The organism is Actinoplanes sp. NPDC051861, assembly GCF_040681145.1.
Taxonomy (GTDB): Bacteria; Actinomycetota; Actinomycetes; order Mycobacteriales; family Micromonosporaceae; genus Actinoplanes.
This window is the reverse complement of the sequence record NZ_JBFAYE010000023.1, coordinates 1-24195: the sequence shown is the minus strand read 5'-3', so window position 1 is coordinate 24195 and position 24195 is coordinate 1. Positions and strand designations below refer to the sequence as shown.

Sequence of the window (24195 nt, the reverse complement as noted above, 5' to 3'; positions counted from 1 at the left end):
ACAGGAGACGAGAATGACCGTCACATTGATCACCGGGGCCAACAAGGGCATCGGTTTCGAGACCGCCCGCCAGCTGCGGGAGCTGGGTCACGTCGTCTACGTCGGCGCGCGGGACGTCGAGCGCGGTGAGAAGGCGGCCGCGACGCTGGGCGCGCGTTTCGTCCAGCTCGACGTGACCGACGACGCCTCGGTGAGTGCGGCGCTGGCGGCGATCGACGCGGCCGAGGGCCGGCTTGACCTGCTGGTGCACAACGCGGGCGTTCTCGCGGACGGCGCCGTCGACGGACCGGCGGCCCTGCGGGCGTTCGACACCAACGCGGTGGGCGTGGTCCGGGTCACCGAGGCGGCGCTGCCCCTGCTGCGCAGGGCGGAGAACCCCGCGGTGGTCACGGTTTCGAGCAGCATGGGATCTTTCTGGGCGGTGACAAACCCCGAGAGGCAAGAGTACGCGCTGCCGCTCAAGCTGTACGCGGCGTCCAAAGCGGCGGCCACCATGCTGACCGTCCAGTACGCCAAGTCCGAGCCCGGCATCCGGTTCCACGCGGTCGAACCGGGCGCGACGGCCACCGACATGACCGCCGCGTACGGTATCGGCCGCGCTCCGCAGGAGAGCGCCCGCGTCGTCGTGCGGGTGGCCACCCTCGGCGCGGACGGCACCCTGGTCGACGAGAACGGCGTGCTCCCGTTCTGATCCAGGGCAGGGAGCTCGGACTTAAACCAGACCGCGGTCGATCAGGCTGCTCGCGGCGGCGAGGATGGCCTCCCCGGCCGGGCGGGCCTGCCAGCCGAGGACCCGCCGGGCCTTCTCGCCGGAGACCTTGCGGACGAGACCGAGGTCGGGCAGCGGCGGCGTGACAAGGGAGTCCGGGATCACGTTCGCCGGCACCTTCGCCGCGGCGTCGCCGAGGTTGTCACGCAGCACAGCCGCGATCTCGCTCATCGACATCGCCGGGCCGCCGGCGGCGAGGAACCGCTGGCCGGCGGCTTCGGGGCCGGTCATCGCCAGCAGGTGGGCGGCGGCGACGTCGCGGACGTCGACGATCGGGAACCAGAGGTTCAGCAGTCCGGGCATCTGCCCGGTGAGCAGCCGCTGGACGACGTGGTTGGCGCCGGAGACGCTGTCGCCGGTCAGCGGTCCCATCACGGCGACCGGGAGGATCGTGGTGAGCTCGGTGGCGCTGCCGTCGAGCAGATCCCAGGCGGCCCGCTCGGCGAGGGTCTTGCTCCTGCCGTACGCGTCCACCCCCGGCCCGTCGAGCACCGTCCAGTCGTCCTCGGTGAACGTGTGACCGGTACGCGGGTGACCCCAGCCCACCGCGTGGAACGCCGAGGTGAGCACCACCCGCTTCACACCGGCGTCACGGGCCGCCCGCAGGACCCGGAGCGTCCCCTCGCGGGCCGGGACGATCAGGTCGTTCTCGTCGGCGACCGGGCCGGGCCGGACCGGGGACGCCACGTGCAGGACGTAGTCCCGATCCGCCACCGCCTCGGCCCAGCCGTCGTCCGCGGTCAGGTCGGCCCGGACGAACTCGGTCGCGCCGAGGCGCGGCGCGCGGCGCGGGTCGCGGGCGGTCGCGCGGACGTCGTGACCCTGGTCCAGCAGCTGCCGGATGATGTGGCCGGCGAGAAACCCGGAGCCGCCGGTCACCAGCACTCGTGATGTCGTCATGTCATCACTGTCCGGCGCCGCCCGGAGCCCAGCCAGGGCTCTGCCAGGACCCCCTCTGTTCGGCGGGCCCGCGCCTACCGTGGGAGTCATGAACCTGCTGGGGGAGTTTCTTCGGGCGCGCCGGGAGCTGGTCACACCGGAGGAGGCGGGTGTTCCGGTCATCGGCGTGCGGCGCGTGCCGGGGCTGCGCCGGGAGGAGGTGGCGATGCTGGCCGGGATCAGCTCGGACTACTACCTGCGGCTGGAACGCGGCCGGGACCGGAACCCGTCGGTGCAGGTCCTCGAGTCCCTGGCCCGGGTGCTGCGCCTGGACGCCGCCGGCCGGGAGCATCTGCTCGGGCTCGCCTCGGAGAAGCCTCACCGCCGTGCCCGCCGCCGGGTGGAGAGGGTGCCGCCGAGCACCGCCCAGTTCGTCTCCCTGATGCCGTTCCCGGCGTTCGTCGAGGGCCGGTGCATGGATGTGCTGGCCGCCAACCCGCTGGCCGGGGCGCTGTCGCCGTGCCTCACCGCCGGGCGCAACCGGCTCAAGGACGTCCTTCTCGACCCGGGGGAGCAGGCGCTCCTCCCGTTCTGGGAGGAGGGTGCCGGGGTGATGGTCGGTCATCTGCGCGAGGCCGTGGGCACCGACACCTCCGACCCGCGTTTCGTCGAGCTGGTGGGGGAGCTGTCGGTGGCGAGCCCGCTGTTCCGGACCCTGTGGGCTCGGCATGACGTGCGGCCACGGGGTTCGGCGGCCGTGCCGTTCGAGCATCCCGTTGTCGGAAACATCGTTCTCAACCGCGAAAAACTACACATCAGCGGTACGGACGGCATGATGCTCGTCGCCTACCACCCCGACCCGGGCTCGTCGCACGCGGAGAAGCTCGCCCTGCTCTCCTCGCTAGCCCAGGTCCATCTTGGCGACCGTGGTGACCTCGCCGCGGCGGATCGTCACGAGGGCGGGCCACGGTGACGTCTCACCGTCGGTCGTCGCGAACTCGTCGAAGCTCACCCGGCAGGTACCGCCGAGCGTCTGCCGATCGACGCACTTCGCCCGGTCCCGCCGGTAGTCGAGATACACCGGCTCGGCGGCGATCGGCACGGTGACCTGAACCCCGCTCGCGACCGGCACGAACCTGTCCGCGCACTTCGGCGATCCCTGCGCCTGCGCGAACCGCCGGCAGTACTCCTCGCCGGTGAGGAACTCGGCCGGCTCCAGGATGGACACCCGGCCGAGGTCGTACAGCATGTGCACCCCCGCGGTGAACTGGGCGTCGCCGCTGGTGAACGCGGGCAGCGGCGGGACGGCCGGATCGGCGCCGGACCGCAGCTGGGCGTCGGTGAACGTGACGTCGGCGCGACCGCCGGACGGGTTCACCGCGCCGATCAGCACCCGCCCGCTGAGCAGCGACGACTCGGTCAGCACACCCTCCAGCACCGCGTTGCCGTCGATCGAGACGACGCTGTCGCGCTCGTCGGCGACGACCTGGATCCGCTGCGCGGCGCCGACCGGGCTGTTCCGGTCCACCGTGGCGACCACGTTCTCGTCGCCGTCCCGCGTGCTGATCAGCGTCACCTCCGCCGGGCACACCGTCACCCGGTAGGCGTCGGCGAAGGCGTCCTCGGGCTCCTCCGGCGAGGCCCGGAACCAGATCCCGGCGCAGGAGCGGTCGCTGTTCAGGGTCGCGGTCACGCTGACGTTCTGGCTCGAGGCAAAGACCGTTCGGGGGTACGGGCCACAGAGCATCGACCGCCCTGCCCTGGCGGTGACGCGCAGCCCGCGCCGGTATCCACACTCACCGTTGTCATCCTTGACCGCGCTGAACAGCGAGTCCTTCCGCAGCGAGTCGAATATCGCCGGCCCGGTGACCGGCGGTCGTGCCGCGGCTGCCGGCTCCGGCGCCCTGGGTTCGTCACGCTGCCGCAGGCCGGCCCCGATGGTCGCCCCGGCCACCGCCACCGCGACAACAGTGGCCGCGGCGAGCACCGCGACCCGGCGGCTCCGGCGGGCCCGCTTCGCCCGCTCGCCGGTGCCGGATGTTCTGGACTGCTCGGTCCGGCGGCGGGGCTGGAGCGGGCCGGCGTGCTGGGCGGCCTCGGCGTCGCGGCGCAGGCCGGCGGGGAGCGGGGGAGCGCTGGGTGCGCCCGAGACGAGCAGGCGGTCGAGGAGTTCGGGTGCGGTCGGCCGGTTCTCCGGTTCCTTGTCCAGGGCGGCGATCACGAGCTCGGCCAGATAGGGCGGCAGGTCACCGATCCGGGGTGGCTGCGTCAGGATCCGGGCCGCGGTCACTGCCGGGCTGTCACCGCCGAACGGGGTGCGGCCGGTTCCGGCGTACGTGACGACCGCGCCCCACGCGAACACGTCCGCCGCCGGAGTGAGGAGCCGGTCCGTCTGGGGGTCGAGGCGTTCCGGCGCCATGTACGCCAGAGTCCCCACCATCTCCTCGGCCCGGGTGTGAAAGCTCGTCGGTTCCAACGGCCGCGCGATCCCGAAGTCGATCACCTTGGGCGTACCGAGCGCGAACAGCACGTTGCGCGGCTTCAGATCACGGTGGATCACGCCGGCCCCGTGGATCGCGGCGAGCGCGGCCGCCACACCGACGGCGACACCGTGCAGGCTGCCGCCGGTGAGCGGGCCCTGGTCGGCGACGACCTCGCTGAGGCTGGGGCCGTCGACGTACTCGACCACCAGGTACGGCGTCTCGTGGTCCGGATCGGCGTCGAGAACCTCGGCCGTGCAGAACGGCGGGACCTCCCGCGCCCGGCTGACCTCGCTGCGAAAACGCGCGCGGTACTGCTCCTCGTGCGCGTACTCGGCTCTAATGATCTTGACAGCGACAGGCCGGCCGGCGGGGTCCTCGGCGAGGAAGACCGAGCCCATCCCGCCCTCGCCGATCCGGCGCAGGATGCGATATCGCCCGATCTGCCGGGGATCGGTGGGTCGCAGGGGATCAGCCACGATAGGACAACCTACGCCGATCGCATGGATGGGATGGAGTGGCCCACTTCCTTCGCCCCGTGAAATCCGGTTGCCGCCGCCGATAGTCTCGGGTCATCCAAGCGGGGGAGCAGCGGCGATGGCACGGCAGCGGGTCGGACAGCGGGCAGCTCAGCCGCGCGCCCCCTATCGCGGACCGGGCTGGAAGCAGCTGCCCACCCTCGGCGTCGACGTCGGTGGCGTGATCGTCACCCTCGCCGGCCGCGACGCCGACACCTCCTTCTTCGGCACCCGCCCCTTGGCGACCCCGGCGGTCGACGGCGTCTTCGAGGCCCTCGCCCTGCTGACCGCCGACCCCTTCGCCGGCCGAGTCCACATCGTCTCCAAGGCCGGCCCCAAAGTCGCCGCCAACACCCGCGCGTGGCTGGCCCACCACGACTTCCACACCCGCACCGGCATCCCCGCCGCCAACGTCCACTTCGTCCGCGAACGCCGCGACAAGGCCCCAGTCTGCGCCCGCCTCGGCATCACCCACTTCATCGACGACCACCTGGACGTCCTCGCCCACCTCGACTCGGTCGACCACCGCTACCTCTTCCTCGGCGGCACCACCGCCCCCGCACCCCGGCAGCCCCTGCCCCCCTGGGCCACCGCAGCCACCCTCTGGACCGATTTGGCAGAAGTCCTGCGTGCCAGCGGCCGAGGGGAGTAACACGCCGACGACCCGAACGTGCCCGCCGGGGACCGCGCCGGATCTGGGCGCCGTCACCGATGCGTGCAAGGGGGACTGGGAACAACGGTGTAACTCCTGATCAAGGAGACGCACCTGATGACCGTCTGACGGATGCCGTGGATACTTCCGCGGTGGCGAAGAAGAAGGATTCGGCGAGCACGCCCGAAGGTGTGGACGCCGAGCTGGTCGGCCGGCTGGTCGAGCAGGCCCGCGCTGACTGCCGTCGAACTGGTCCGCTCCTTCGCCGACATGATGACCCATCTGCACGGCGAACGTCTCACCGCGCGGATCACTGCAGCCGAGCAGGCCGCATTACCCGGAATCAGCCGCTTCGCCACGCGTCTGACCGCCGACCTCGCCGCGGTCAACGCCGGCCTGAGCTTGCCTTTCAGCTCCGGGCCGGTCGAAGGCAACGTCAACCGGATCAAAATGATCAAACGACAGATGTATGGCCGAGCCGGCTTCGACTTACTCCGCAAGCGCGTGCTCCTGACCAGATAAGCCCGATCAGGCGCGGAGGGCGCGCGTCGCCGTGGAGGACACGGTCGCCACGCCGGGACGTGCAGGGACCAACAACGTGGTGATGCCCAGGTTCTCGTTCATCGCCGCCAGCTGATACTCGTGCCCCAGGTCGGTGGAGTTCCGGACGCCGCGGACGATGACGCCGGACCGGTACTCATGACAGAACGCGGCCGTCAGCCCCGCCCATGCCATTACTGCCACGTTGCTCCAGTCCGCCGGGAGCGAAATACGCAAAGCCTTCAGCCGCTGCTCCAGCGTTGTCGCTGGTTGCTTGTCCCCGTTCACCGCCACAAGCACGGTGACTTGATCGAACAAGCGCCGCACCCGCTCGACCACGTCCGCATGCCCGGCTGTGAAGGGGTCGAATGTTCCCGGATAGACCGCATGCGCGCCGCGCTGGCCACTCCACGTCAGGTCGGACATCGATTGAGGCTAGCCACATCGGGCTGACGGCCGGTAAGGACGGCGGGAACTCCCGCAACGGTGCCCGTGCCAAGACGGTGCTCACCGATGTCGGCCCGGTCGAGATCACCGTGCCGCGGGATCGGGACGGCTCGTTCGAGCCGCAGATCGTCCGTAAGCGGCAGCGTCGGCTGACCGGGGTCGAGGACTCGGTCCTGTCGCTGTCGAGGAAGGGCCTGACGACCGGGGAGATCAGCGCTCACCTGGCCGCGGCAGACGATCTCCACGATCACCGACAAGGTTATGGAACGGCATGGCCGAGTGGCAGAACCGGCCGATCTATGTCGTGTTGGCGGTCACCGTCGAGGGAACCCGTGACATCCTCGGGCTGTGGGCCGGCGACGGCGGTGAGGGCGCCAAGTTCTGGTTCAGCGTGTGCACCGAGCTGAAGAATCGTGGTGTCGAGGACGTGCTGATGGCCGTCTCTGGCCGGCCTGCCTGAGGCGATCAACACTGTCTGGCCGAAGACCGTCGTGCAGACCTGCGTGGTGCACCTGCTGCGCAACTCGTTCAAGTACGCCGGCACCTGTTCACGAAACGTCCGTCGCGGGCAGGAGTGCGCTGCGCAGACCAGGCGCCGGACTCGCAGCTGCACGACGACCGCGCGCCCGCCGACCGGAAGATCAGCCAGGCACCGCTGGTGATAGGCATGCACCCGCTCGCTGAGCTGCCCGCAATCCGGGCAAGCCGCCGCAGCCGAGGATGTCCGGGCGACCACGCCCATAGTCGTCCCCTGATCAATCACCTGCTCGATCACCGGCGAAGACAGGCCAGGGAAGATCGTCCCGATCAGATCACACGGGCATCATGATCACGATCCGTCGGACCACGAAGGACGGCGGGCCGCCCGACCACCGTCTCTGCGCCAGAGCCGTTTTTCTTGACGCTCCCGGGCAAGGACGAGTCAGCCCTTGATGGGGGCCTGGAAGCGGATCTGGACTCCGCTGCCGCCGGCGTAGTAGCCGTAGGAGCCGTCTGGGGAGCAGGCCAGGGTGATGGGTTCGGTGGTTACGCGCCAGTCGGACCAGACGGTGTATTCGGGTAGGCCGCCGGTGGGGTCGTAGGTGCAGTAGATCTCGATGCGGTAGCCCCAGATGCGGCTGGCGTTGGTGCAGGAGCCCTCGATCTGCTGCAGGCCGGTGGGGCGGGTGGTGCAGACCGGCGGTTCGATGGCCGCGGCGGCGGGTGCGGTGGTGGCGAGGGTGCCGGTGGTGGCGAGGAAGAGTACGGCCAGTGTCCTTCTCATGGGCGCGAGCGTGGCAGGGCGGTGCGGGGTGGTGCTTCGGTGGAATCACGCAATTTCGTACCGGGTCCAGATCGAGCCGTGGCTGCCCAGGGTCACGTCGACGGTTCGGAGGTGGCGGGGCGGGAGGGGTGGGCCGTCCATGATCGAGGGGGTGGTGAGGCCGCCGACCAGGGCCGGGACGGTGATGACGTGTAGTTCGTCGACCAGGCCGGCTCGGAGGAGGGCGCTGTTCAGGGTGCCGCCGGCCTGGGAGTGGACGCAGGTGACGTTCAGGTGCAGGTGCATTTTCGACAGGGCGGCGGGAAGGTCGACGTGGTCGGTGCCGGTGATGAGGTACGGGATGTTCTCGCGGCGCAGGTAGGCGAGGTAGGGCCGGGGTGTGGCGGAGCTGACGAGCAGGAGCAGGTGGGTGTCCCCGTCCCGCTTGTAGGACCACTCCACGCGTCCACGGCTGTCCACCACGGCGAACCACTTCGCGCTGTCGAAGGGCAGGAAGTCCTCGGTGAGGTCGTCGCCGGTGGGCGGCAGGTCGAGCGGGCCGCGGTCGTCGGGCACGAACGTTCCGCTGCCCTCGAGGATGACGGTGGGGCTGTGGAGTTCTTCGATCAGCGCGGTTCGTCGTGCCAGGAGGTCCTCGACGTCCGGTGGCCACAGCGATCGCCAGCGTTCACCCGCTGCCGGGTCGAGCAGGCGTGACTCGCGGTCGAGCGCCACGCGGCCGTCGGCCGTGGCGGTGACCGAGAGGATGACGCGGGGACGTTGATCAATGCCCATGGCTCGACACGGTAGTCGCCGGACCACCCGGCGCGGCGCCGTAGGTCGCCGGGCGGCCCGGTGCCGCAGTCCGGTCGCGCCGACTCATGAGAGGTGGTGGGTCGGCTCGTACCCTATGTTTTTCGCCCTGCTCGCCTTGCCGCGTCGATCACCGGATCCGTCTCGTCGTCGAACTGGCCGATGACCTGCTCGAGGAGATCTTCCAGGGTGACCAGGCCGATGACGCCGGAGTCGCCGGAGACGAGCGCGAGGTGGCTGCGGCGCTGGCGCATGGTGGCGATCGCGTCGAGGACGCTGGCGCCGGCGGTGAGCGTGACCGGTTCCGACATCAGGGAACCGGCGGTGGCGGGCACGTCGTGGCTGGTCGCCTTCGCGGCGTCGCGGATGTGGACGACCCCCGCGATGTCACCGTCGGGGCCGGTCACCGCGAGGCGGCTGCGGCCGGTGCCCAGGCTGCGGAGTTCCACGGTACGCGCGTCCGCGCCCACCGGCACCGAGACGATCTCGCCGATCGGGACCATGACCTGCTGGATGCTCGTCGACTGGATCTGGAGCATCGCGGTGAGCAGCTCGTGCTCGGCCTCGGCGATCGTGCCGTGTTCCCGGGACGTCTCCAGCAGCATGCGCAGCTGCTCGGCGTTGTGCACCTGGGCGAGCTCGTCCTGCGGGGTGACCTTGACGAGGCGCAGGCACGCGTTGGCGAGGCCGTTGAGAGCCGCCAGGATCGGGCGCAGGACGGTGGTGAAGCCGACGAAGGGGATGGCGAGCAGCTGGGCGGAGGTCTCCGGATGACTGATGGCCCACGACTTCGGGGCCATCTCGCCGACCACGACATGCAGAAAACCGACAAGAGCAACAGCAAGGACAAAAGCGATAGCGTACGCGGCGCCATCCGGAAGTCCGGCCGCCGTGAACAGGGGTTCGAGCAGGTGGGCGACGGTGGGTTTGGCGAGCGCGCCCAGCCCCAGCGTGCACAGGGTGATGCCGAGCTGTGCGCCGGCCAGCATCATCGACAGCCGGCGGGTTCCGGCCATCGCGGCGCGCGCACCGCGGGAGCCGTCGGCGGCGGCCTGTTCGAGGCGGTGGCGTTTCGCGGCGACCAGGGCGAACTCGGCGGCGACGAAGAACGCGTTGAGCGCCAGCAGCACCAGCGAGACGATCAGGGCCGAGGTGGTGCTCATGACGTGACCGTCAGCGAGACGCGGTCGGGGACGTGCCGGTGGATGCCGAGCACGGTGAGACGGGCGACGCCCTGGGGCTGGGGTTCGCCGTCCTCGTCGACGAGCGGGGGCAGTTCGACGTGGATCTCGTCGCCGGGTTCGGGCAGGCGGCCGAGGCGGGCCAGGATCAGCCCGGAGACGGTGTCGTAGACGTCGTCGTCCGGCAGCCGCACACCGGTGGCCTCGGCGATCTCGTCGACCCGGGCGCGGCCGGGGACGCGCCAGCCGCCCTCGTCGCGTTCGATGACCGGTTCCGGCAGGTCGTCCTCGTCGCGGATCTCGCCGACCAGCTCCTCGGCGACGTCCTCGAGGGTGATGATGCCGGCGAAGCCGCCGTACTCGTCGACGACGATCGCCATCTGCCGGTGCGCGGCCTTGAGCCGGTCCAGCACCTCGGGCAGCCGGGCCGACTCGGGCAGGTCGACGGGCGGGGTGGCGAGATCGCGCACCGGCGTGGTCAGCCGGGCCGGCGGCTCCAGAGCGACCACGTCGGCGATCGCCACGACGCCGATCACGTCGTCGAGACCGTCGCCGGTCACCGGGAAGCGCGAGTGGCCGGTGTCGAGCAGGTCGACCACACGGGAGGCGGGCTCGCCGGCACCGATCGTGGTGACGTCGACGCGGGGGCGCATGGCCTCGGCGGCGGTACGCGCCCGGAAGTCCAGCCCGTGGTCGAGCAGCCGGGCGGCACGGGAGTCGAGGGCGCCATGCGTGCCGGCGGTGGCGATGATCCGGTCCAGGTCCTCGGCCGTGGCGCCCTGCGGCAGCTCCTCGACCGGTTCGATGCCGACGGCGCGCAGCAGCCTGTTCGCCGTGGCGTCGAAGAGGCGGATCACCGGCCCGGCGACGGTCAGGTAGATCATCGTCGAGCGCGACAGCACCCGGGCGAGCGTCTCCGGCTTGGCGATGGCCAGGTTCTTCGGCGCCAGCTCGCCGAGGACCATCTGCACGACGGTGGCGAACAGCAGCGCGATCACCATGGAGACGGATGCGGTGACGCCGTCCGGCAGCCCGGTGGCGCCGAGCAGGCCGGCGGTGCCCCGGCCGAGGAACGGCTCGGCGACGTACCCGGCGAGCAGCGCGGTGATCGTGATCCCGACCTGCGAGCCGGAGAGCACGAACGAGAGCTTCTGGGTGACCTGCAGAGCCCGCGCGGCGGAGGCGTCGCCCTGGTCGGCCATCGCCTTGAGCTGCTCCCGGTCGACCGCGACGTAGGCGAACTCCTGCGCCACGAAGTAGCCGGTCGCCGCGGTGAGCAGCACGATGCTCAGGATTCCGATGGTGATCAGCATGGGTTGTCCCAAACTATCAGGTCCGGCGGAGCGGAAATCCGCTGTCCGCGCGATCGCGCTGCTGGCAGGATCGGCCGCCGTGGGGAACTCGGCGGTGTACCGGATTTCTACCGGCGACGACATGGACGAGGCGCTGGCGATGGCGCGACGGCTGCTGGCACTGCGGTCGGTCGGCTGCTGCCCGCAGGACGTCTCGGCGAATGTCTGGACGCGGGCGGCGGGCGGCTATCTCGGTGTGGACGGGCTGCTGGTGAGTGGCACGGTCATGGAGGAGCTGACCGAGGAGGTCGTCGCGGGGCTGCCGGAGGGGCCGGTCGAGCTGTGGACCAGGGACCTGCCACTGGACAGCGGCATCGTGGAGCAACTGGTCGCGGTCGTGGGCCCGGATCCCGCGACGATCAGCTGGGACGTCTGCTGGCCGGGGAACCACACGCGCTGCGGGTTCGAGGTCGGGCTGAACGGGGCGGCCCTGTGGCATCCGGTGTCACCGGCGGGGCACAGCGTCTATGTACACGTGTCGCCCTCACATGCGGAGCAGGCGCATGAGCTGGCCGCGGCGGTCGGCGGCCGGGTGATGGGTGAGCCCGCGACGGGCTGGTAGGACGGCTACCTCTGATGACCACCGGCGAGTGAGGCGGCTGCCGGGATCTGGACGCGCCGGGAACGAGCGTGCGGCGGCGCGCTTACGCTCCGAGCCGGGAGGCCGGGATGCGCGATCGTCTGGTGCTCGGTCTGTGGGACCGGCTGAACAGGTATCAGGATTCCGGGAGCCCGGGGCCGGTCCTCGACGATCAGGCGATGAACGAGGCGACGGAGCTGGCCGTCACCTTCGAGGGCGACGCGACGTACGTCGATGCCGAGGCCCTCGCCGCGGTGGTGTATCTGCACCTGGCGCGGGCCGCCGCCCTGCCGGAGGCGGAGCGTGGCCGGGACCTGCGCTGGGCCGTGCTTTTCCACCGGTTGCTGGCCGGCGCCGACGTGCTGCCGGAACCGGTCGTGGCGCACCTCGACCGGCTCGACGCGGAGCTGCCGGCGTGCGGCTTCGTCCACGACGACGGGTACTCGCTGCTGCGGGAGGCCGGTGACGACCGCGAGGCGGTGGACCGCGCCGTCCGGACGCTGCGGCAGGCTGTCGACGCGGCACCGGCGGACGAGCCGGAACGGAACGGCCCGTCTTCGGTGCCTGTCGTCGCTGACCGCGACGATGCCCCGGCTACGGGAGAGATTCCTCGCCGACGGCCTGCCCGTCATCGACAGTCCCCTGCTGGAGACGCTCACCCGCGAGATCTACGACGACGTGCTCGACCTCTACAGCGTCGCGGCCACGGCGCGGGTCGCCGAGCGCGAGCGGGCGACGGCCGCGCGCAACCGGCTGCGTGCCACCGGCCTGCGGTCGATCTTCGGCAGAGACGTCACCGCCGTCCGCCTGGTCGCCGCCATGAGCCTCGTCGGCGACCGCTTGGCCATGATCACACCCGATCTGGCGGGAGACACCTACGGCCAGCTCATGCTCGCCAAGCTCTACTTCCTCCCCGACGAGGACGACGCGAGCCTGAGGGCGTGCCTGGACGGGGTGGTCGCCCGCGACGCCGACTCCCTCGTGCTGGCGCAGCTCGAGGATCGCCTCGTGATCTTCGCCTAGCGGGCCGGTCAGGACTGGGTGAGGAGGTGGCGGGAGGGTAGGTAGTCGATTTTGGTCTCGGCGTAGACGCCCAGCGTGCCGTCGGTGAGGCAGCGCAGGCCGACGCTCATCCAGTACACCTCGCCGTCGTCGGTGAGGGCGAAGCCGACGGCCACCGCGAACTCCTCGCCGCCGCACGGGCAGGCGCAGTTGTCGTAGTCGTCCTCGTCCCAGTAATCCGCGCTGTCGCCGATGAACGTGGTGGTGTCGCAGGTGCGGCACACCCGGCGGGTGTTCTCGTCCTCGTCGATCTCCAGGACGAAGGCCCGGCCGTCGCAGGAGGCGCAGCGGGACTCCACGACGGTGTCCACCGGATAGCCTCCGGCGGCGAAGTGACGGATGTAGGCGGCGAGGTCGTCGAAGGTTTCCCCGCGCCACAGCTTGCCCGACTTGTCGATGGCCACGGTTGGATTCTGCCACCTCGTTGAATAGTTAAAAGATGATCTCCGTAGTCACAGCGCCGAGGTCGGGCTCTGGCTTCTGAAACGATCCATACTTAACCCGCCGGAAACCGTTGACCGTCGCGGTGTGGCGGTGCACACTGCCAGGAAAGCGCTTTCCTACTGCGATGTGCATCGATGCGAAGGGGTGCGAGTGAGCGCGCTCGGTGAGCTCCACAAACTGCGACATTCCCGATCCGGCGCGCGGCCCAGGGACAACAGGGCGGCGTTTCTGTTCCTGTTGCCGTGGTTCGGCGGTCTCGTGCTGATCACGGCCGGCCCGATCGTGGCGTCGTTCGTGCTCGGGTTCACCGACTACAACCTGATCCAGCCGCCGGAGTTCAACGGCGTCGAGAACTGGACCCGGATGATCGGCGACGAGCGGCTGCACCAGGCCCTCGGCGTCACGTTCAAGTACGTGTTCGTCTCGGTCCCGCTGCAGCTCGCCGCCGCACTCGGGCTGGCGATGCTTCTGGACCGGGGGCTGCGGGGGCTGGCCTTCTACCGCTCGGCTTTCTACCTGCCCTCGCTGCTCGGCTCCAGCGTGGCGATCGCGGTGCTGTGGCGGCAGATCTTCGGTGCGGACGGTCTGGTCAACCAGGCGCTCGCCCTGATCGGCGTCGAGGGGAGGGGCTGGATCTCCGATCCGGACACCGCGCTGGGCACGCTGATCGTGCTGAACGTGTGGACCTTCGGCGCCCCGATGATCATTTTCCTGGCGGGGCTGCGGCAGATCCCGGTCATGTATTACGAGGCCGCGCAGGTCGACGGCGCCGGCCGGTGGACGCAGTTCGCGCGGATCACGGTGCCGCTGCTGTCACCGATCATCTTCTTCAACCTGGTGCTGCAGATCATCCACGCGTTCCAGTCGTTCACCCAGGCGTTCGTGGTGTCCGGGGGATCGGGCGGCCCGTCGGACTCCACGCTCTTCTACACGCTCTACCTGTACCAGCGCGGCTTCAACAACTTCGACATGGGCTACGCCTCGGCGCTGGCCTGGCTGCTGTTGCTGATCATCGCGGCGTTCACCGCGGTCAACTTCTGGGCCGCCAAGCGATGGGTCTTCTACGATGACTGACCTCCGGGACCGCCTCGCTCCGGTGATCCCGGCCGAGGACCCATCACCGGCGCGTGCGGGACTGCCGCCGGCGATCAGATCCACGATCAAGCACACCGGCCTGATGATTCTCACGCTGGTGATGCTTTACCCCGTACTCTGGATGGTTGTAAGTTCTTTAAGGTCGAATAATGCGATATTTCGGTCGCCCGGGCTGGTCCTCAGCGACCTGGAACTGCAGAACTACGGCGAAGGTTGGAACGCCCTCTCCTCACCCTTCGGACATTTCCTATTAAATTCGGCAATAGTCGTTGTCGGCTGCATCATCGGCAACCTGGTGTCCTGCTCGATGGCGGCCTACGCGTTCGCCAGACTCGAGTTCTCCGGCAAGCGGCTCTGGTTCGCGATCATGCTCGGCACGATCATGCTGCCGATCCACGTGCTCATCGTTCCGCAGTACATCATGTTCTCCAACCTCGGCTGGGTGAACACGTTCCTGCCGCTGATCGTCCCCAAACTCCTGGCCACGGACGCGTTCTTCGTCTTCCTGATGGTCCAGTTCATCCGCGGCCTGCCCCGTGAGCTCGACGAGGCCGCCCGGATCGACGGCGCCGGCCACCCGCGCATCTTCCTGCGGGTCATCCTGCCGCTGATGCTCCCCGCGCTGGCCACCACGACGATCTTCACGTTCATCTGGACCTGGAACGACTTCTTCTCCCAGCTGATCTATCTGACCGACCCCGACATGTACACCGTCCCGGTCGCGCTGCGCTCGTTCGTCGACGCCACCGTCGCCACGTCCTGGGGCTCGATGTTCGCGATGAGCGTCGTCTCCCTGCTCCCGATCTTCCTCGCGTTCCTGATCGGCCAGCGCTACCTGATCAAAGGCATCGCCACCACCGGCATCAAATAGGAGGTTCCCCCGTGCGAAATGCGATGACGCGCCGCTCCCTTCTCTCCCTCGGTCTCGGAGTCGGCGCGGCGGCCACGCTCGCCGCCTGCGGCGACAGCGGTGGCGATGCGAGCGGAGAGATCTCCTCCGACGCCGTGAAGCTGCGGTTCACCTGGTGGGGGTCGGACGCCCGGCACAAGCGGACGCAGCAGGTCATCGACCTGTTCACGAAGAAGCACCCGAACATCACGGTGTCCGGCGAGTTCAAGGAGTGGAACGGCTACTGGGACAGCCTGGCCACCACGGTCGCCGCCAACGACGCGCCCGACATCATCCAGATGGACGAGCTCTACCTGGCGTCCTATGCCGAGCGAGGCGCCCTGCTCGACCTGGGCACGGCGAGCAAGCACCTCAAGACCACCGACATCGACGCCGCCGCGCTCGACACCGGCAAGGTCGGCGGCAAACAGTACGCGATCCCCACCGGCCTCGCCGCGTACTCGATCATCGTCAACACCGACCTGCTCGCCCAGTACAGGATCCCGGTCCCGGACGACAGCAAGTGGACCTGGGACGACCTCAAGCGGATCGGCGCCGAGATCTCCAAGGCGTCCGGTGGCAAGGTGACCGGCGTGCAGTCGTGGGGCTTCGACTCGGGTGGCGTCAACATCTGGGCGCGTCAGGCCGGCGCGGCCCTCTACGACGCCGACGGCAAGGTCGCGATCCCGCCGGAGGTGCTCGCGTCCTACTGGCAGTACCTTCTGGACCTGGCCAAGCAGGGCATCGCCCCGGCGCCGTCGGTCACCGTCGAGCGCGCCGGCGCGCCGCTGGACCAGTCCGGCACCGCCACCAACACGTCCGCGTTCGGCACGTGGTGGAACACCCAGCTCACCTCGGTGTCCGCGGCGTCCGGGCAGAACCTGAAGCTGCTCAAGCTGCCCACCAACGGCCAGCCCGCCGCGGCCACCGCGCCGTACTACAAGCCGTCGATGTTCTGGTCGGTGTCGTCGCGGTCGAAGCACCCGGCCGAGGCCGCGCTGTTCGTCGACTTCCTGCTCAACACGACCGAGGCCGGCGACATCCTGCTGACCGACCGGGGCGTGCCGTCCAACGCCACGGTCCGCACCGCGATCACCCCGAAGCTGACCGCCACCGACAAGGCCGCCGCCGAGTACCTCACCACGATCTCGGTCGGCGAGGCGCCGCGGGTCACCCCCAACGGCGCCAGCAGCATCGAGGCCATCCTCAAGCGGCACACCGAGGAGGTGCTCTTCGAGCGCCAGACGCCGCAGAACGCCGCCGCCGGCTTCATCAAGGAACTCCAGGCCGAGATCGACGCGGCCTGACGCCGCATCCCCCGAAGGAGAACCGCCATGAATCCCCGCATGGTGGGCGTCGCTGCCGTGTGCACGACGACCCTGCTGCTTCTCGGATCACCCGGCACGGCCGCCCCCGCACACGGCCGCACCGGCATCACTCTCGAACGTCTCGACCGCGGCCTGGTCGCCGTCCCCACGGCCGAGGGCGTCTTCCTCAGCTGGCGCCTGCTGAAGCAGGAGGCCACCGGTGCGTCGGCGACCGGCCTGACCGGGCGGAACTTCCCCGTCTACCGCGACGGCAGGCGCATCGCGACGGTCACCGACAGCACCAACTATCTCGACACCGGCGGCACGGCGACCTCGCGCTACCAGGTCGGGGGCGCCACGGTCACCCCGTGGGCGACAAACTACAAGGAACTGCCGCTGCGCAAGCCTGCCGACGGGGTCACGCCCAGCGGGGAGATTTATTCGTACGCGGCAAACGACATGAGTGTCGGCGATGTCGACGGCGACGGGACGTACGAGTACGTCGTCAAGTGGGATCCGTCGAACTCCAAGGACGTGTCGCAGGTCGGGTGGACCGGGCCGGTCTACATCGACACCTACCGGGCGGACGGCACCCTGCTGCACCGCATCGACCTGGGTGTCAACATTCGTGCCGGTGCGCACTACACCCAGTTCCTGGTGTACGACTTCGACGGCAACGGCCGGTCGGAGATGATCCTGAAGACGGCGCCGGGTGTCCGCACGATTCGCTACGACAAATCGGGCAATGTCGTTTCCGAGCGCTTCGTTCGCGGCGAGAGCGGCCCCGACTATCGCATGAGCGCCGCCGACTACTACGACCACATCGTGTCGACGTTCCAGGGCTGGCACTCCCACCCCGAGGTCCGGAACGGCCACTGGCCGGCCACCCTGGAGCAGGCGTTCGGCATCGCGCCGGCCTATGAATACCCTCTGAGCAGGGAAGATGCTTCGAAGCTCGCCGACTATTTCATGGACGTCTACGCACCGTCGCGCAGCACCCGCAACAATTTGCGCGCCTTCGAGGGCTTCATCGTCGACGGCCCCGAGTACCTGACCGTCTTCGACGGCGCGACCGGCCGTGAGCTGCAGACCATCGACTACCAGCCGGGACGCCACGACGACGGGCTGATGTGGGGCGACTACGCGATGGCCCGCATCGAGCCCGGCAACCGCGTCGACCGGTTCCTCTCCGGTGTCGCCTATCTGGACGGCAAGCGGCCCTCCGCCGTGTTCGCGCGCGGCTACTACACCCGGTCCACGCTGGTCGCGTACCACTGGGACGGCCGGCGGCTGAAGCAGAACTGGTACGTCGACAGCGGCTGGGCGCCGATGACCAACCCGTTCAACGACTCGCCGCACGGCCGTGACGGCACCGATCCGGTCTACGGCACGCTGACCACGCAGGGCTTCCACTCGCTCAGCGCGGCCGACGTGGACGCCGACGGCAAGCAGGAGATCGTCTACGGCTCGGCCACCATCGACCACGACGGCAGCCTGCTCTACTCGTCGTTCGGCACGCTTCCCGAGGGGAGTGCCGCGCCGGGCACGCCGGCACGCCTCGGGCACGGCGACGCCATGCACGTCACGGACATCGACCCGGATCGCCCCGGCCTGGAGATCTTCACGGTCCACGAGGGCGCGACCTGGGCGCCATACGGCATGGCGATGCGCGACGCGGCTTCCGGAGAGGTTTTGTTCGGTACGTACTCCGGGCGCGACACCGGACGCGGGATGATCGGGGACGTCCTGCCCGAGGTGCGCGGCATCGAGTCGTGGGCGAGCATGCCCGGCGGGTCGGAGGCACTCGGGCTGCACAGCGCCACCGGTGAGGTGCTGACGAACACGATTCCCGGTACGAACCAGAGCATCCGGTGGGCGGCCGATCTCACCACGCAGATCGTCAACGGTGCCGGGGACGTCACCCCGACGATCGATGACTGGAAGCGGGGGCGGTTGCTGACGGCTGAGGGTACGCGTACGAACAACGGCACGAAGGGCAACCCGAGCCTGGTGGCCGACATCCTCGGCGACTGGCGTGAGGAACTGCTGGTGCGCACCGCCGACAGCAGCGCGATCCGGATCTATCTGAGCACCGAGGTGACGAACCACAAGCTCTACACGCTGATGCACGACCCGCAGTACCGCGTCGAGGTGGCGCGTCAGCAGACCACGTACAACCAGCCGTCGTACCCGAGCTTCTACCTCGCCACCGACGCCGACTGGAATCGGGTGCCATGATACTTCCGTGACTTATCCACCACCGATCTATCACGGCGACAAGGGCGAGGTCAGCGCGCTGTACCGCCCGGACGGAACCGAGCCGGAACTGGTCTATCCGAACGGCACCCGCGTGCACTACCTGTCGTCGGGTGAGTCGACCGGTGGCCTGTTCGGCCTCTATCGCTGGGAGTGCGGGCCGGGCGTGACCGGTCCCGACCCGCACTTCCACAACACGATCACCGAGTCGTTCTACATCCTCTCCGGACGGATGCGGATCTATAACGGCGAGGAGTGGCTCTCCACCGGGCCCGGCGACTATGTGCACGTGCCGGCCGGCGGCATCCACGGCTTCAAGAACGAGTCCGGGGAACCGGCGTCGATGCTGCTGCACTTCTCACCGGGAGCACCCCGGGAGGGCTACTTCGAGGGCCTGGTGCGGCTCGCCGAGATGAGCGACGAGGAACGCCGGGAGTTCTACCTGGAACACGACAACCACTGGCTCGACGGGCGTTAGGGCCGTCTTCAGGCGACGTCGAGCATTAAGGGGCCGTCCTCAGGCGACGTCGAGCACCCAGGTGACGCCGAAGCGGTCGGTGACCATGCCGTACAGCGGTGACCACTGCGACGGGGCCAGGTCGACCACCACGGTGGAGCCCTCGGCCAGCCTCTTCCAGTAGCCGGAGACCTCCTCGGTGTCCGTGCCGCGGACCGAGACGAAGAACGGGTTCTCGCCGCGGCTCCATGGCTGGGAGGGCGGGACGTCGAAGGCCATGACGTGGAAGCCGGCGGGGGAGGTGACCTGGCCCCACAGGACCTGGCCGGGGTCCTCGGCGTGCGGGATCGCGACCAGGTCGCCGCCGAACACCCGCTGGTAGAACTCCAGCGCCTCCCGGGCGTTGCCGCGCAGGTTGATGTGGGTGACGGTCGTGATGCTCATCGTTGCTCCTTCTCGGTTGCGGACAGGAACCAGGCTGTCAGCGGTAGAGGACAGGTTGTGGCCTCTACTTCCGGAAGGATCGGGAGCATGCCGAAGACGTCGGGACGGTTGCTCTCGCTGCTCTCGCTGCTGCAGGCGCGGCGGGACTGGCCGGGCGCGCTGCTGGCCGCGCGGCTGGAGGTGAGCCCGCGGACCGTGCGGCGCGACATCGACCGGCTGCGCGAGCTGGGGTACGCGATTGCGACCGTCAAGGGTCCCGACGGCGGCTACCGGCTCGCTCCGGCCAACCGCATGCCGCCGCTGCTCTTCGACGACGACCAGGCGGTGGCCATCGCGGTGGGCCTGCGGGTCGCGGCTGTCTCCGGTGCCGGTGTCGAGGCGGCGGCGGCGCGGGCGCTGAACACGCTCCGGCAGGTCATGCCGAGCCGGTTGCGGCAGCGGATCGACGCCCTCCCGATCGTGCCGGTCGCGGGCGCCGCTCCGGTCGTGGACACCGCGGTGCTCACGGCCGTCGGCGCCGCGGTGCACTCCCGGGAGATCCTGCGGTTCACGTACGGTCCGGACGTGCGCCGGGCCGAGCCGCACCACCTGGTCACATGGGGCGCGCGGTGGTACCTCGTGGCCTGGGACACCGACCGCCGCGACTGGCGTACCTTCCGGCTGGACCGCCTGACCCCGCTGGCACCGGCCGGTCCGCGCTTCACACCGCGCCCGCTGGACGTGACCGCGTTCGTGATCAGCCGGTTCCGCGGTTCCGCCGGTGGCTGGCCGTGCCAGGGCGAGGCCGTCCTCGACCGGCCCGCCGCGGAGATCGCGCCGTTCGTGCCGGACGGTCTCGTCGAGGAGGCCGGCCCCGGACGGTGCCGGGTCGTCATGGGCTCCTGGTCGTGGGTGTCGCTGGCCGCCGCGTTCGGCAAGTTCGACGCGGACCTGTCGGCTGTCGGGCCCGCGCCGCTGGTGGAGGCATTCGCCCGCCTCGCCCAGCGGTACGCCACCGGCTCGGGGCGATGACGATTTCGTCAGGCGGACTTGACGACGGTGAGCAGGAGAACGCTGTCCTCCAGGGCGTCGAGGCGATGGCGTACGGCGGGGATGACCAGCAGCTCGCCCGCGCCGGCCTCGGCGGATCCGGAGCCGGCGGTCAGGCGCACGTGTCCGCGCAGCACCTGAAGCGTGGCCTCGCCGGGGCTCTCGTGGTCGTCCAGCCCGCGGCCCGCGACGATCGCGATGACGGTCTGGCGCAGGGCGGCGGTGTGGCCGCCGAGCACGGTCTCCGCGCTGCGGCCGCTGGTGGCGCCCCGGGCAAAGGCGAGCTGCTGATCACCGAGGGCGGTGAGCGAGGTCTTCTCCATGCGGCCAGTCTGTCCCGGGGATCGGCACGGTGAACGGGTCGTACGGTACCGGCCGGGCGGGTCTAAAGACCCCCGCATCCGTGGCCCCTACAGGTCAGGCGTTCGGGTGAGCCACCATCAATCATCGATCTGTCACTATGCGAAGAAGATCCCGGTCGTAATACGCCTTGTCCTATCCCTTTGGGACACTTCCGGGCATGCCCGCCGGGGATCTTCATCTGGCCGTCGACATCTCCGCATGGTGGACCACCGCGGTGTACGAGTCCGGCGGAGTCGTTCAGCCAGTCGTCTTCGATGGCCAGCCCCGGCTCCCCAGCGGAGTGTTCCAGGCGCCCGACACGCACGCCCTCAGCACCGGCACGCCCGCGCTGGTGGCCAGCGCCGCGCTTCCGGAGAACTACCGCCCCGACCCGATGACCCTGCTGCACACCGGCACGCCGTCGCCGGGTGCCCGCTTCAACCCGGTCGCGGCCGTGTCGGCGGTGCTGGCCCAGGTTGCCGAAGCGGCTGTGGCGCAGGCGGGTGGGGCGGTCACGGGGCTCACCGTCCTGACCACGCAGACCTGGGGACACCGGGCCCGCCAGCGCCTGCACCAGGCGGCGGCGGGCGCCGGGCTGCCGCCGCCGCACATCGTCACGGCGGCCGCGGCGGCAGCGGCGGCGGCGCTGGGTGAGAGCGTGCGGCCGGGCTCGTTCGTCACGGTCTGCACCACCGGCGACGCGACCCCGGAGCTCACGGTTCTCGACGCCGGGCACGGGTTCCGGCAGCTGTCCGCGGCGCCGGTCCGCGACCCCGACGCCCCGACTGTCGACGAGGCGCTCATCCAACTGGCGGCGGAACGCGCCACGCCGGGAGCGGACCCGTCGGCCGCCCTGGACGACTGGCGGGTCGCGCGGGAGATCCAGCAGGCGCGCCTGGCCCTGGCGGTTCAACAGCGCGCGCCGATGCTGCTGCCCGAACCACACCCGGCCGTCGTGCTGACCCGTGAAGACCTGACGACGGCCACGGCGGTGCACCTGGCTCGTTTGCGAGAGACCGTGAAGCAACTGCTCGCGGACGCGGATCTCGACACGCGCGACGTGGGCGCAGTCGTGCTCGTCGGCGACGACGGAACCCTCCCGGAGATCCAGGCGGGCCTCACCGCGGCCGGGCTGCCACCGACGGTCACGGTCCGCGACTCGCACGCGGTGCTGACCGGCGCGGTGCGCCTGAGCCGCCCGCTGACGGGCCTGACGGCAACTACCGTACGACTGCCGCGCAGCCGCCCGACCCTCTTCGGCGCCGGGGGAGTGGTGGTCCTGGCGGTCAGCTCGGTCGTGATCCTGTTGCAGGCTTTGAGTGCTTACGCCGTACCCTTTCCTCTGGAGAACCTGACGTTGGCAGCGGCCCTGGCCGCGCTGACCACCTGGGCCGCCGCCCAGCTCGCGCCGACCGCACGTCCGGAGCCGGCCCCCGCCCAGCCCGCTCAGCCCGGCCGGCCCGCTCAGCCCGCTCAGCCCGGCCAGCCCGCTCAGCCCGGCCAGCCCGCACAGCCCGGCCCGCCCGCTCAGCCCGCCCAGCCCGCGCCGACCGCCCGTCCGGAGCCGGCTGCCGCCCGGCCTGCGCCGACCGTTCGTCCGGAGCCATTGGACGCCGGCCTCCTCCTCCGCCGTGCCTTTCTCGCAGCGTCCGCCGTCGGTGTCGTGCTCGCCTGGGCGTGGGGTCTCGTCGCCGGGATAAACGCCGACGGCAGCCTGCGCGCGGCCCTGGCCGGAGCCCTGCCGATCGCCGCCTGCGCAGCGGTGATCGGATTGGCAGCACCGCGCATACCGGCCGATACCCTGCCGGAGTGGTTACGCACGGCCCGACCACCCATCCTGGCGATCGTGGCAGCGGCAACAGGCGTCCTCCTTCAGCCGTTCAGCGACGCCGACATGCCCCTCGACATGATCGGCGCGACACTGCTCGGCATCGCGACCGGCCTGACGGTTCCCCTCGCCCCGACACTCCGCCTGGTCACCGCCCTCCTGCTGGGCGCCGGATACGCCCTGGTCACGGCAGCGGGAACGATGCGCTACCCGACAATCGCGTACGTCGCGGTACTCGCCTGGTGGGCCGCAGCAACAACGGTCAATGCGGTGACCACCCCGCCCCGCTCACCCTGAGCGGTGTTTAGAGTCTGCGCTGTGACAGGGCTCTCTCAGCGCGCGCAGGCCATGGCGCCGTTCTACGCGATGGAAGTCGCCAAGCACGCCGCGATGCTCGAGGCGGACGGCCGCTCCGTGATCCGCCTGAACATCGGCGAACCCGACTTCGGCGCACCCCCGATCGTCCGCGAGGCAATGCGCGAGGCAATGGACGGCAGATCCATGGCCTACACGGCCGCCCTCGGACTCCCCGCACTGCGAGAGGCGATCGCAGGCTTCTACGCCACCACACACGACGTAGCCGTCGCACCCGAACAGGTAGTAGTGACCGCCGGCGCGTCAGCGGCACTCCTCCTCACCACGGCCGCCCTGGTCGACGACGGCGACGAGGTGATCATCGGCGACCCCTCCTACCCCTGCAACCGCCAGATCATGGAGAGCTTCGGCGCCCGCGTGAACCTGGTACCCACCACCCCCGCCACCCGCTTCCAACTGGACGAGGACCTGGTCCGCTCACACTGGACACCACGCACCGCCGGCGTCATGGTGGCAACACCCTCCAACCCGACCGGCACCTCAGTGCCATTGGCCTCCCTGGACGCGATCTGCTCCCTGGCCCGCTCCCGCGGCGCCTGGCGACTGATCGACGAGATCTACCTCAACCTGCACACGCTCGCGCCCTTGCAGACCGCCCTGGCGATCGACCCCGGCGCAGTAGTCATCAACAGCTTCTCCAAATACTTCGGAATGACAGGCTGGCGCCTCGGCTGGTGCGTGCTGCCTATGGACCTGGTGCCGGCCATGGAACGCCTCGCCCAGGACTACTTCATCTGCCCGTCGACGCCGGCCCAGGTAGCGGCCCTCCAGTGCTTCACACCCCAGGCCCTGGAGGTTTGCGAACAGCGCCGTCTGGAGTTCGTCACACGGCGCGACCTGGTGCTGGAGGGACTCGCGCGCATCGGGTTGCCGGTGCCGGTGCGCCCGGACGGAGCCTTCTACGCCTACATCGATGTGAGTGGCACCGGACTCTCATCGTGGGAGTTCTGTGAGCGAGCGCTGCAGGAGGCGGGGGTCGCGCTGACACCCGGCCGCGATTTCGGCTCGCACAGCGCGGAGACACACGTGCGACTCTCATACACCGCGTCCGCCGACGACCTCCGCGAGGGCTTGGCCCGCCTGGGCGAGTTCGTCACGGGCCTCCCCACCCCTTCGAGCTAGCGGTAGTTTGTCGCCTTTATGGGGGTAGATAGAGGTTGAGGGCGTGGCCGTTTCCGACGGCGTTGAGTAGTTGCTGGAGTTCGCGGGGTGG

General features: G+C 69.9%; 25 protein-coding genes and 2 pseudogenes. 15 read left to right on the top strand and 12 right to left on the bottom strand.

Going from position 1 to position 24195, the window contains the following annotated elements:
• Positions 1–13: 13 nt before the first annotated feature.
• Positions 14–691 (top strand): SDR family NAD(P)-dependent oxidoreductase, encoded by a 678-nt coding sequence (locus tag AB0M02_RS38475; RefSeq protein ID WP_364236427.1) that lies wholly within the window; start codon positions 14–16, stop codon positions 689–691.
• A 21-nt stretch (positions 692–712) separates the two neighbouring features.
• On the opposite strand, the gene AB0M02_RS38470 is transcribed toward AB0M02_RS38475, so the two are convergent.
• Positions 713–1669 (bottom strand): aldehyde reductase, encoded by a 957-nt coding sequence (locus AB0M02_RS38470; RefSeq protein WP_364236425.1) that lies wholly within the window; start codon positions 1667–1669, stop codon positions 713–715.
• Positions 1670–1757: 88 nt separating this feature from the next.
• On the opposite strand from AB0M02_RS38470, the gene AB0M02_RS38465 reads away from it, so the two are divergent.
• Positions 1758–2621, top strand: coding sequence for a helix-turn-helix transcriptional regulator (locus tag AB0M02_RS38465; protein ID WP_364236423.1), 864 nt, complete (start codon positions 1758–1760; stop codon positions 2619–2621).
• On the opposite strand, the gene AB0M02_RS38460 is transcribed toward AB0M02_RS38465, so the two are convergent.
• Positions 2550–4607, bottom strand: coding sequence for a serine/threonine-protein kinase (locus AB0M02_RS38460; protein WP_364236421.1), 2058 nt, complete (start codon positions 4605–4607; stop codon positions 2550–2552). The genes AB0M02_RS38465 and AB0M02_RS38460 overlap by 72 nt on opposite strands.
• Before the next feature lie 118 nt (positions 4608–4725).
• On the opposite strand from AB0M02_RS38460, the gene AB0M02_RS38455 reads away from it, so the two are divergent.
• Together AB0M02_RS38455 and AB0M02_RS38450 are read left to right on the top strand one after the other, a co-directional pair.
• Entirely contained in the window at positions 4726–5298 is a 573-nt protein-coding gene (locus AB0M02_RS38455; protein WP_364236418.1) for a hypothetical protein, read from the top strand.
• 132 nt (positions 5299–5430) lie between these two features.
• Positions 5431–5820: a transposase gene (locus AB0M02_RS38450; RefSeq protein ID WP_364236415.1), complete on the top strand. Its 390-nt coding sequence runs from the start codon at positions 5431–5433 to the stop codon at positions 5818–5820.
• A 6-nt stretch (positions 5821–5826) separates the two neighbouring features.
• Here the strand turns inward: AB0M02_RS38450 and coaD are convergent, their stop codons facing one another.
• Entirely contained in the window at positions 5827–6264 is a 438-nt protein-coding gene (gene coaD / locus AB0M02_RS38445) for a pantetheine-phosphate adenylyltransferase (RefSeq protein ID WP_364236412.1), read from the bottom strand.
• 26 nt (positions 6265–6290) lie between these two features.
• On the opposite strand from coaD, the pseudogene AB0M02_RS38440 reads away from it, so the two are divergent.
• Positions 6291–6824, top strand: a pseudogene (locus AB0M02_RS38440) (transposase); the annotation flags it as partial.
• A gap of 47 nt (positions 6825–6871) precedes the next feature.
• Here AB0M02_RS38440 and AB0M02_RS38435 read toward each other — a convergent pair.
• The 5 genes and pseudogenes from AB0M02_RS38435 to AB0M02_RS38415 form a co-directional block, all read right to left on the bottom strand.
• Positions 6872–7027 (bottom strand): annotated as a pseudogene (locus AB0M02_RS38435) (transposase family protein); the annotation flags it as partial.
• Between the two features lie 180 nt (positions 7028–7207).
• Positions 7208–7549: a hypothetical protein gene (locus tag AB0M02_RS38430; RefSeq protein WP_364236410.1), complete on the bottom strand. Its 342-nt coding sequence runs from the start codon at positions 7547–7549 to the stop codon at positions 7208–7210.
• Positions 7550–7594: 45 nt separating this feature from the next.
• On the bottom strand, positions 7595–8323 hold the full coding sequence (locus tag AB0M02_RS38425; RefSeq protein WP_364236408.1) for a dihydrofolate reductase family protein: 729 nt from the start codon (positions 8321–8323) through the stop codon (positions 7595–7597).
• A 113-nt stretch (positions 8324–8436) separates the two neighbouring features.
• Positions 8437–9504, bottom strand: coding sequence for a hemolysin family protein (locus tag AB0M02_RS38420; RefSeq protein WP_364236405.1), 1068 nt, complete (start codon positions 9502–9504; stop codon positions 8437–8439).
• Positions 9501–10835 (bottom strand): hemolysin family protein, encoded by a 1335-nt coding sequence (locus AB0M02_RS38415; protein ID WP_364236403.1) that lies wholly within the window; start codon positions 10833–10835, stop codon positions 9501–9503. Before AB0M02_RS38415 ends, AB0M02_RS38420 begins: the two co-directional genes overlap by 4 nt.
• A 94-nt stretch (positions 10836–10929) precedes the next feature.
• On the opposite strand from AB0M02_RS38415, the gene AB0M02_RS38410 reads away from it, so the two are divergent.
• Positions 10930–11436, top strand: coding sequence for a hypothetical protein (locus AB0M02_RS38410; RefSeq protein WP_364236400.1), 507 nt, complete (start codon positions 10930–10932; stop codon positions 11434–11436).
• Between the two features lie 5 nt (positions 11437–11441).
• Here AB0M02_RS38410 and AB0M02_RS38405 read toward each other — a convergent pair whose 3' ends face one another.
• Entirely contained in the window at positions 11442–12086 is a 645-nt protein-coding gene (locus AB0M02_RS38405; protein ID WP_364236397.1) for a hypothetical protein, read from the bottom strand.
• Here AB0M02_RS38405 and AB0M02_RS38400 point away from each other — a divergent pair.
• A complete protein-coding gene (locus AB0M02_RS38400) occupies positions 12040–12477 on the top strand; it encodes a hypothetical protein (protein WP_364236394.1) in 438 nt (145 codons plus the stop codon). The genes AB0M02_RS38405 and AB0M02_RS38400 overlap by 47 nt on opposite strands.
• 8 nt (positions 12478–12485) lie before the next feature.
• On the opposite strand, the gene AB0M02_RS38395 is transcribed toward AB0M02_RS38400, so the two are convergent.
• Positions 12486–12920, bottom strand: coding sequence for a hypothetical protein (locus AB0M02_RS38395; RefSeq protein ID WP_364236392.1), 435 nt, complete (start codon positions 12918–12920; stop codon positions 12486–12488).
• A gap of 190 nt (positions 12921–13110) precedes the next feature.
• Between AB0M02_RS38395 and AB0M02_RS38390 the strand changes: the two genes are divergently transcribed.
• From AB0M02_RS38390 to AB0M02_RS38370, 5 genes are read left to right on the top strand one after another with little or no spacing between them, the layout of a single operon-like run.
• On the top strand, positions 13111–14034 hold the full coding sequence (locus tag AB0M02_RS38390; RefSeq protein WP_364236389.1) for a sugar ABC transporter permease: 924 nt from the start codon (positions 13111–13113) through the stop codon (positions 14032–14034).
• Positions 14027–14926 carry a carbohydrate ABC transporter permease gene (locus tag AB0M02_RS38385; protein WP_364236388.1) on the top strand — a complete coding sequence of 300 codons (900 nt, stop codon included), beginning with the start codon at positions 14027–14029 and terminating at the stop codon, positions 14924–14926. Before AB0M02_RS38390 ends, AB0M02_RS38385 begins: the two co-directional genes overlap by 8 nt.
• A gap of 11 nt (positions 14927–14937) precedes the next feature.
• Complete coding sequence (locus AB0M02_RS38380) at positions 14938–16251, top strand: extracellular solute-binding protein (protein ID WP_364236386.1); 1314 nt, start codon at positions 14938–14940, stop codon at positions 16249–16251.
• 27 nt (positions 16252–16278) lie between these two features.
• Positions 16279–18489 carry a rhamnogalacturonan lyase gene (locus AB0M02_RS38375; protein ID WP_364236383.1) on the top strand — a complete coding sequence of 737 codons (2211 nt, stop codon included), beginning with the start codon at positions 16279–16281 and terminating at the stop codon, positions 18487–18489.
• 7 nt (positions 18490–18496) lie between these two features.
• Positions 18497–18985 (top strand): cupin domain-containing protein, encoded by a 489-nt coding sequence (locus AB0M02_RS38370; RefSeq protein WP_364236381.1) that lies wholly within the window; start codon positions 18497–18499, stop codon positions 18983–18985.
• A gap of 39 nt (positions 18986–19024) precedes the next feature.
• Here AB0M02_RS38370 and AB0M02_RS38365 read toward each other — a convergent pair whose 3' ends face one another.
• The gene (locus AB0M02_RS38365) at positions 19025–19408 is read right to left on the bottom strand and encodes a VOC family protein (protein WP_364236379.1); all 384 of its coding nucleotides are present in this window, start codon (positions 19406–19408) and stop codon (positions 19025–19027) included.
• Positions 19409–19495: 87 nt separating this feature from the next.
• Here AB0M02_RS38365 and AB0M02_RS38360 point away from each other — a divergent pair, with 87 nt between their 5' ends.
• On the top strand, positions 19496–20419 hold the full coding sequence (locus AB0M02_RS38360) for a WYL domain-containing protein (protein ID WP_364236376.1): 924 nt from the start codon (positions 19496–19498) through the stop codon (positions 20417–20419).
• Positions 20420–20427: 8 nt separating this feature from the next.
• Here the strand turns inward: AB0M02_RS38360 and AB0M02_RS38355 are convergent, their stop codons facing one another.
• Positions 20428–20760 carry a cupin domain-containing protein gene (locus tag AB0M02_RS38355; RefSeq protein ID WP_364236373.1) on the bottom strand — a complete coding sequence of 111 codons (333 nt, stop codon included), beginning with the start codon at positions 20758–20760 and terminating at the stop codon, positions 20428–20430.
• Between the two features lie 197 nt (positions 20761–20957).
• Between AB0M02_RS38355 and AB0M02_RS38350 the strand changes: the two genes are divergently transcribed.
• Both AB0M02_RS38350 and AB0M02_RS38345 read left to right on the top strand, forming a co-directional pair.
• A complete protein-coding gene (locus AB0M02_RS38350) occupies positions 20958–22904 on the top strand; it encodes an Hsp70 family protein (protein ID WP_364236370.1) in 1947 nt (648 codons plus the stop codon).
• Between the two features lie 21 nt (positions 22905–22925).
• Positions 22926–24104: an aminotransferase class I/II-fold pyridoxal phosphate-dependent enzyme gene (locus AB0M02_RS38345; RefSeq protein ID WP_364236367.1), complete on the top strand. Its 1179-nt coding sequence runs from the start codon at positions 22926–22928 to the stop codon at positions 24102–24104.
• The last annotated feature ends 91 nt before the right edge of the window (positions 24105–24195 follow it).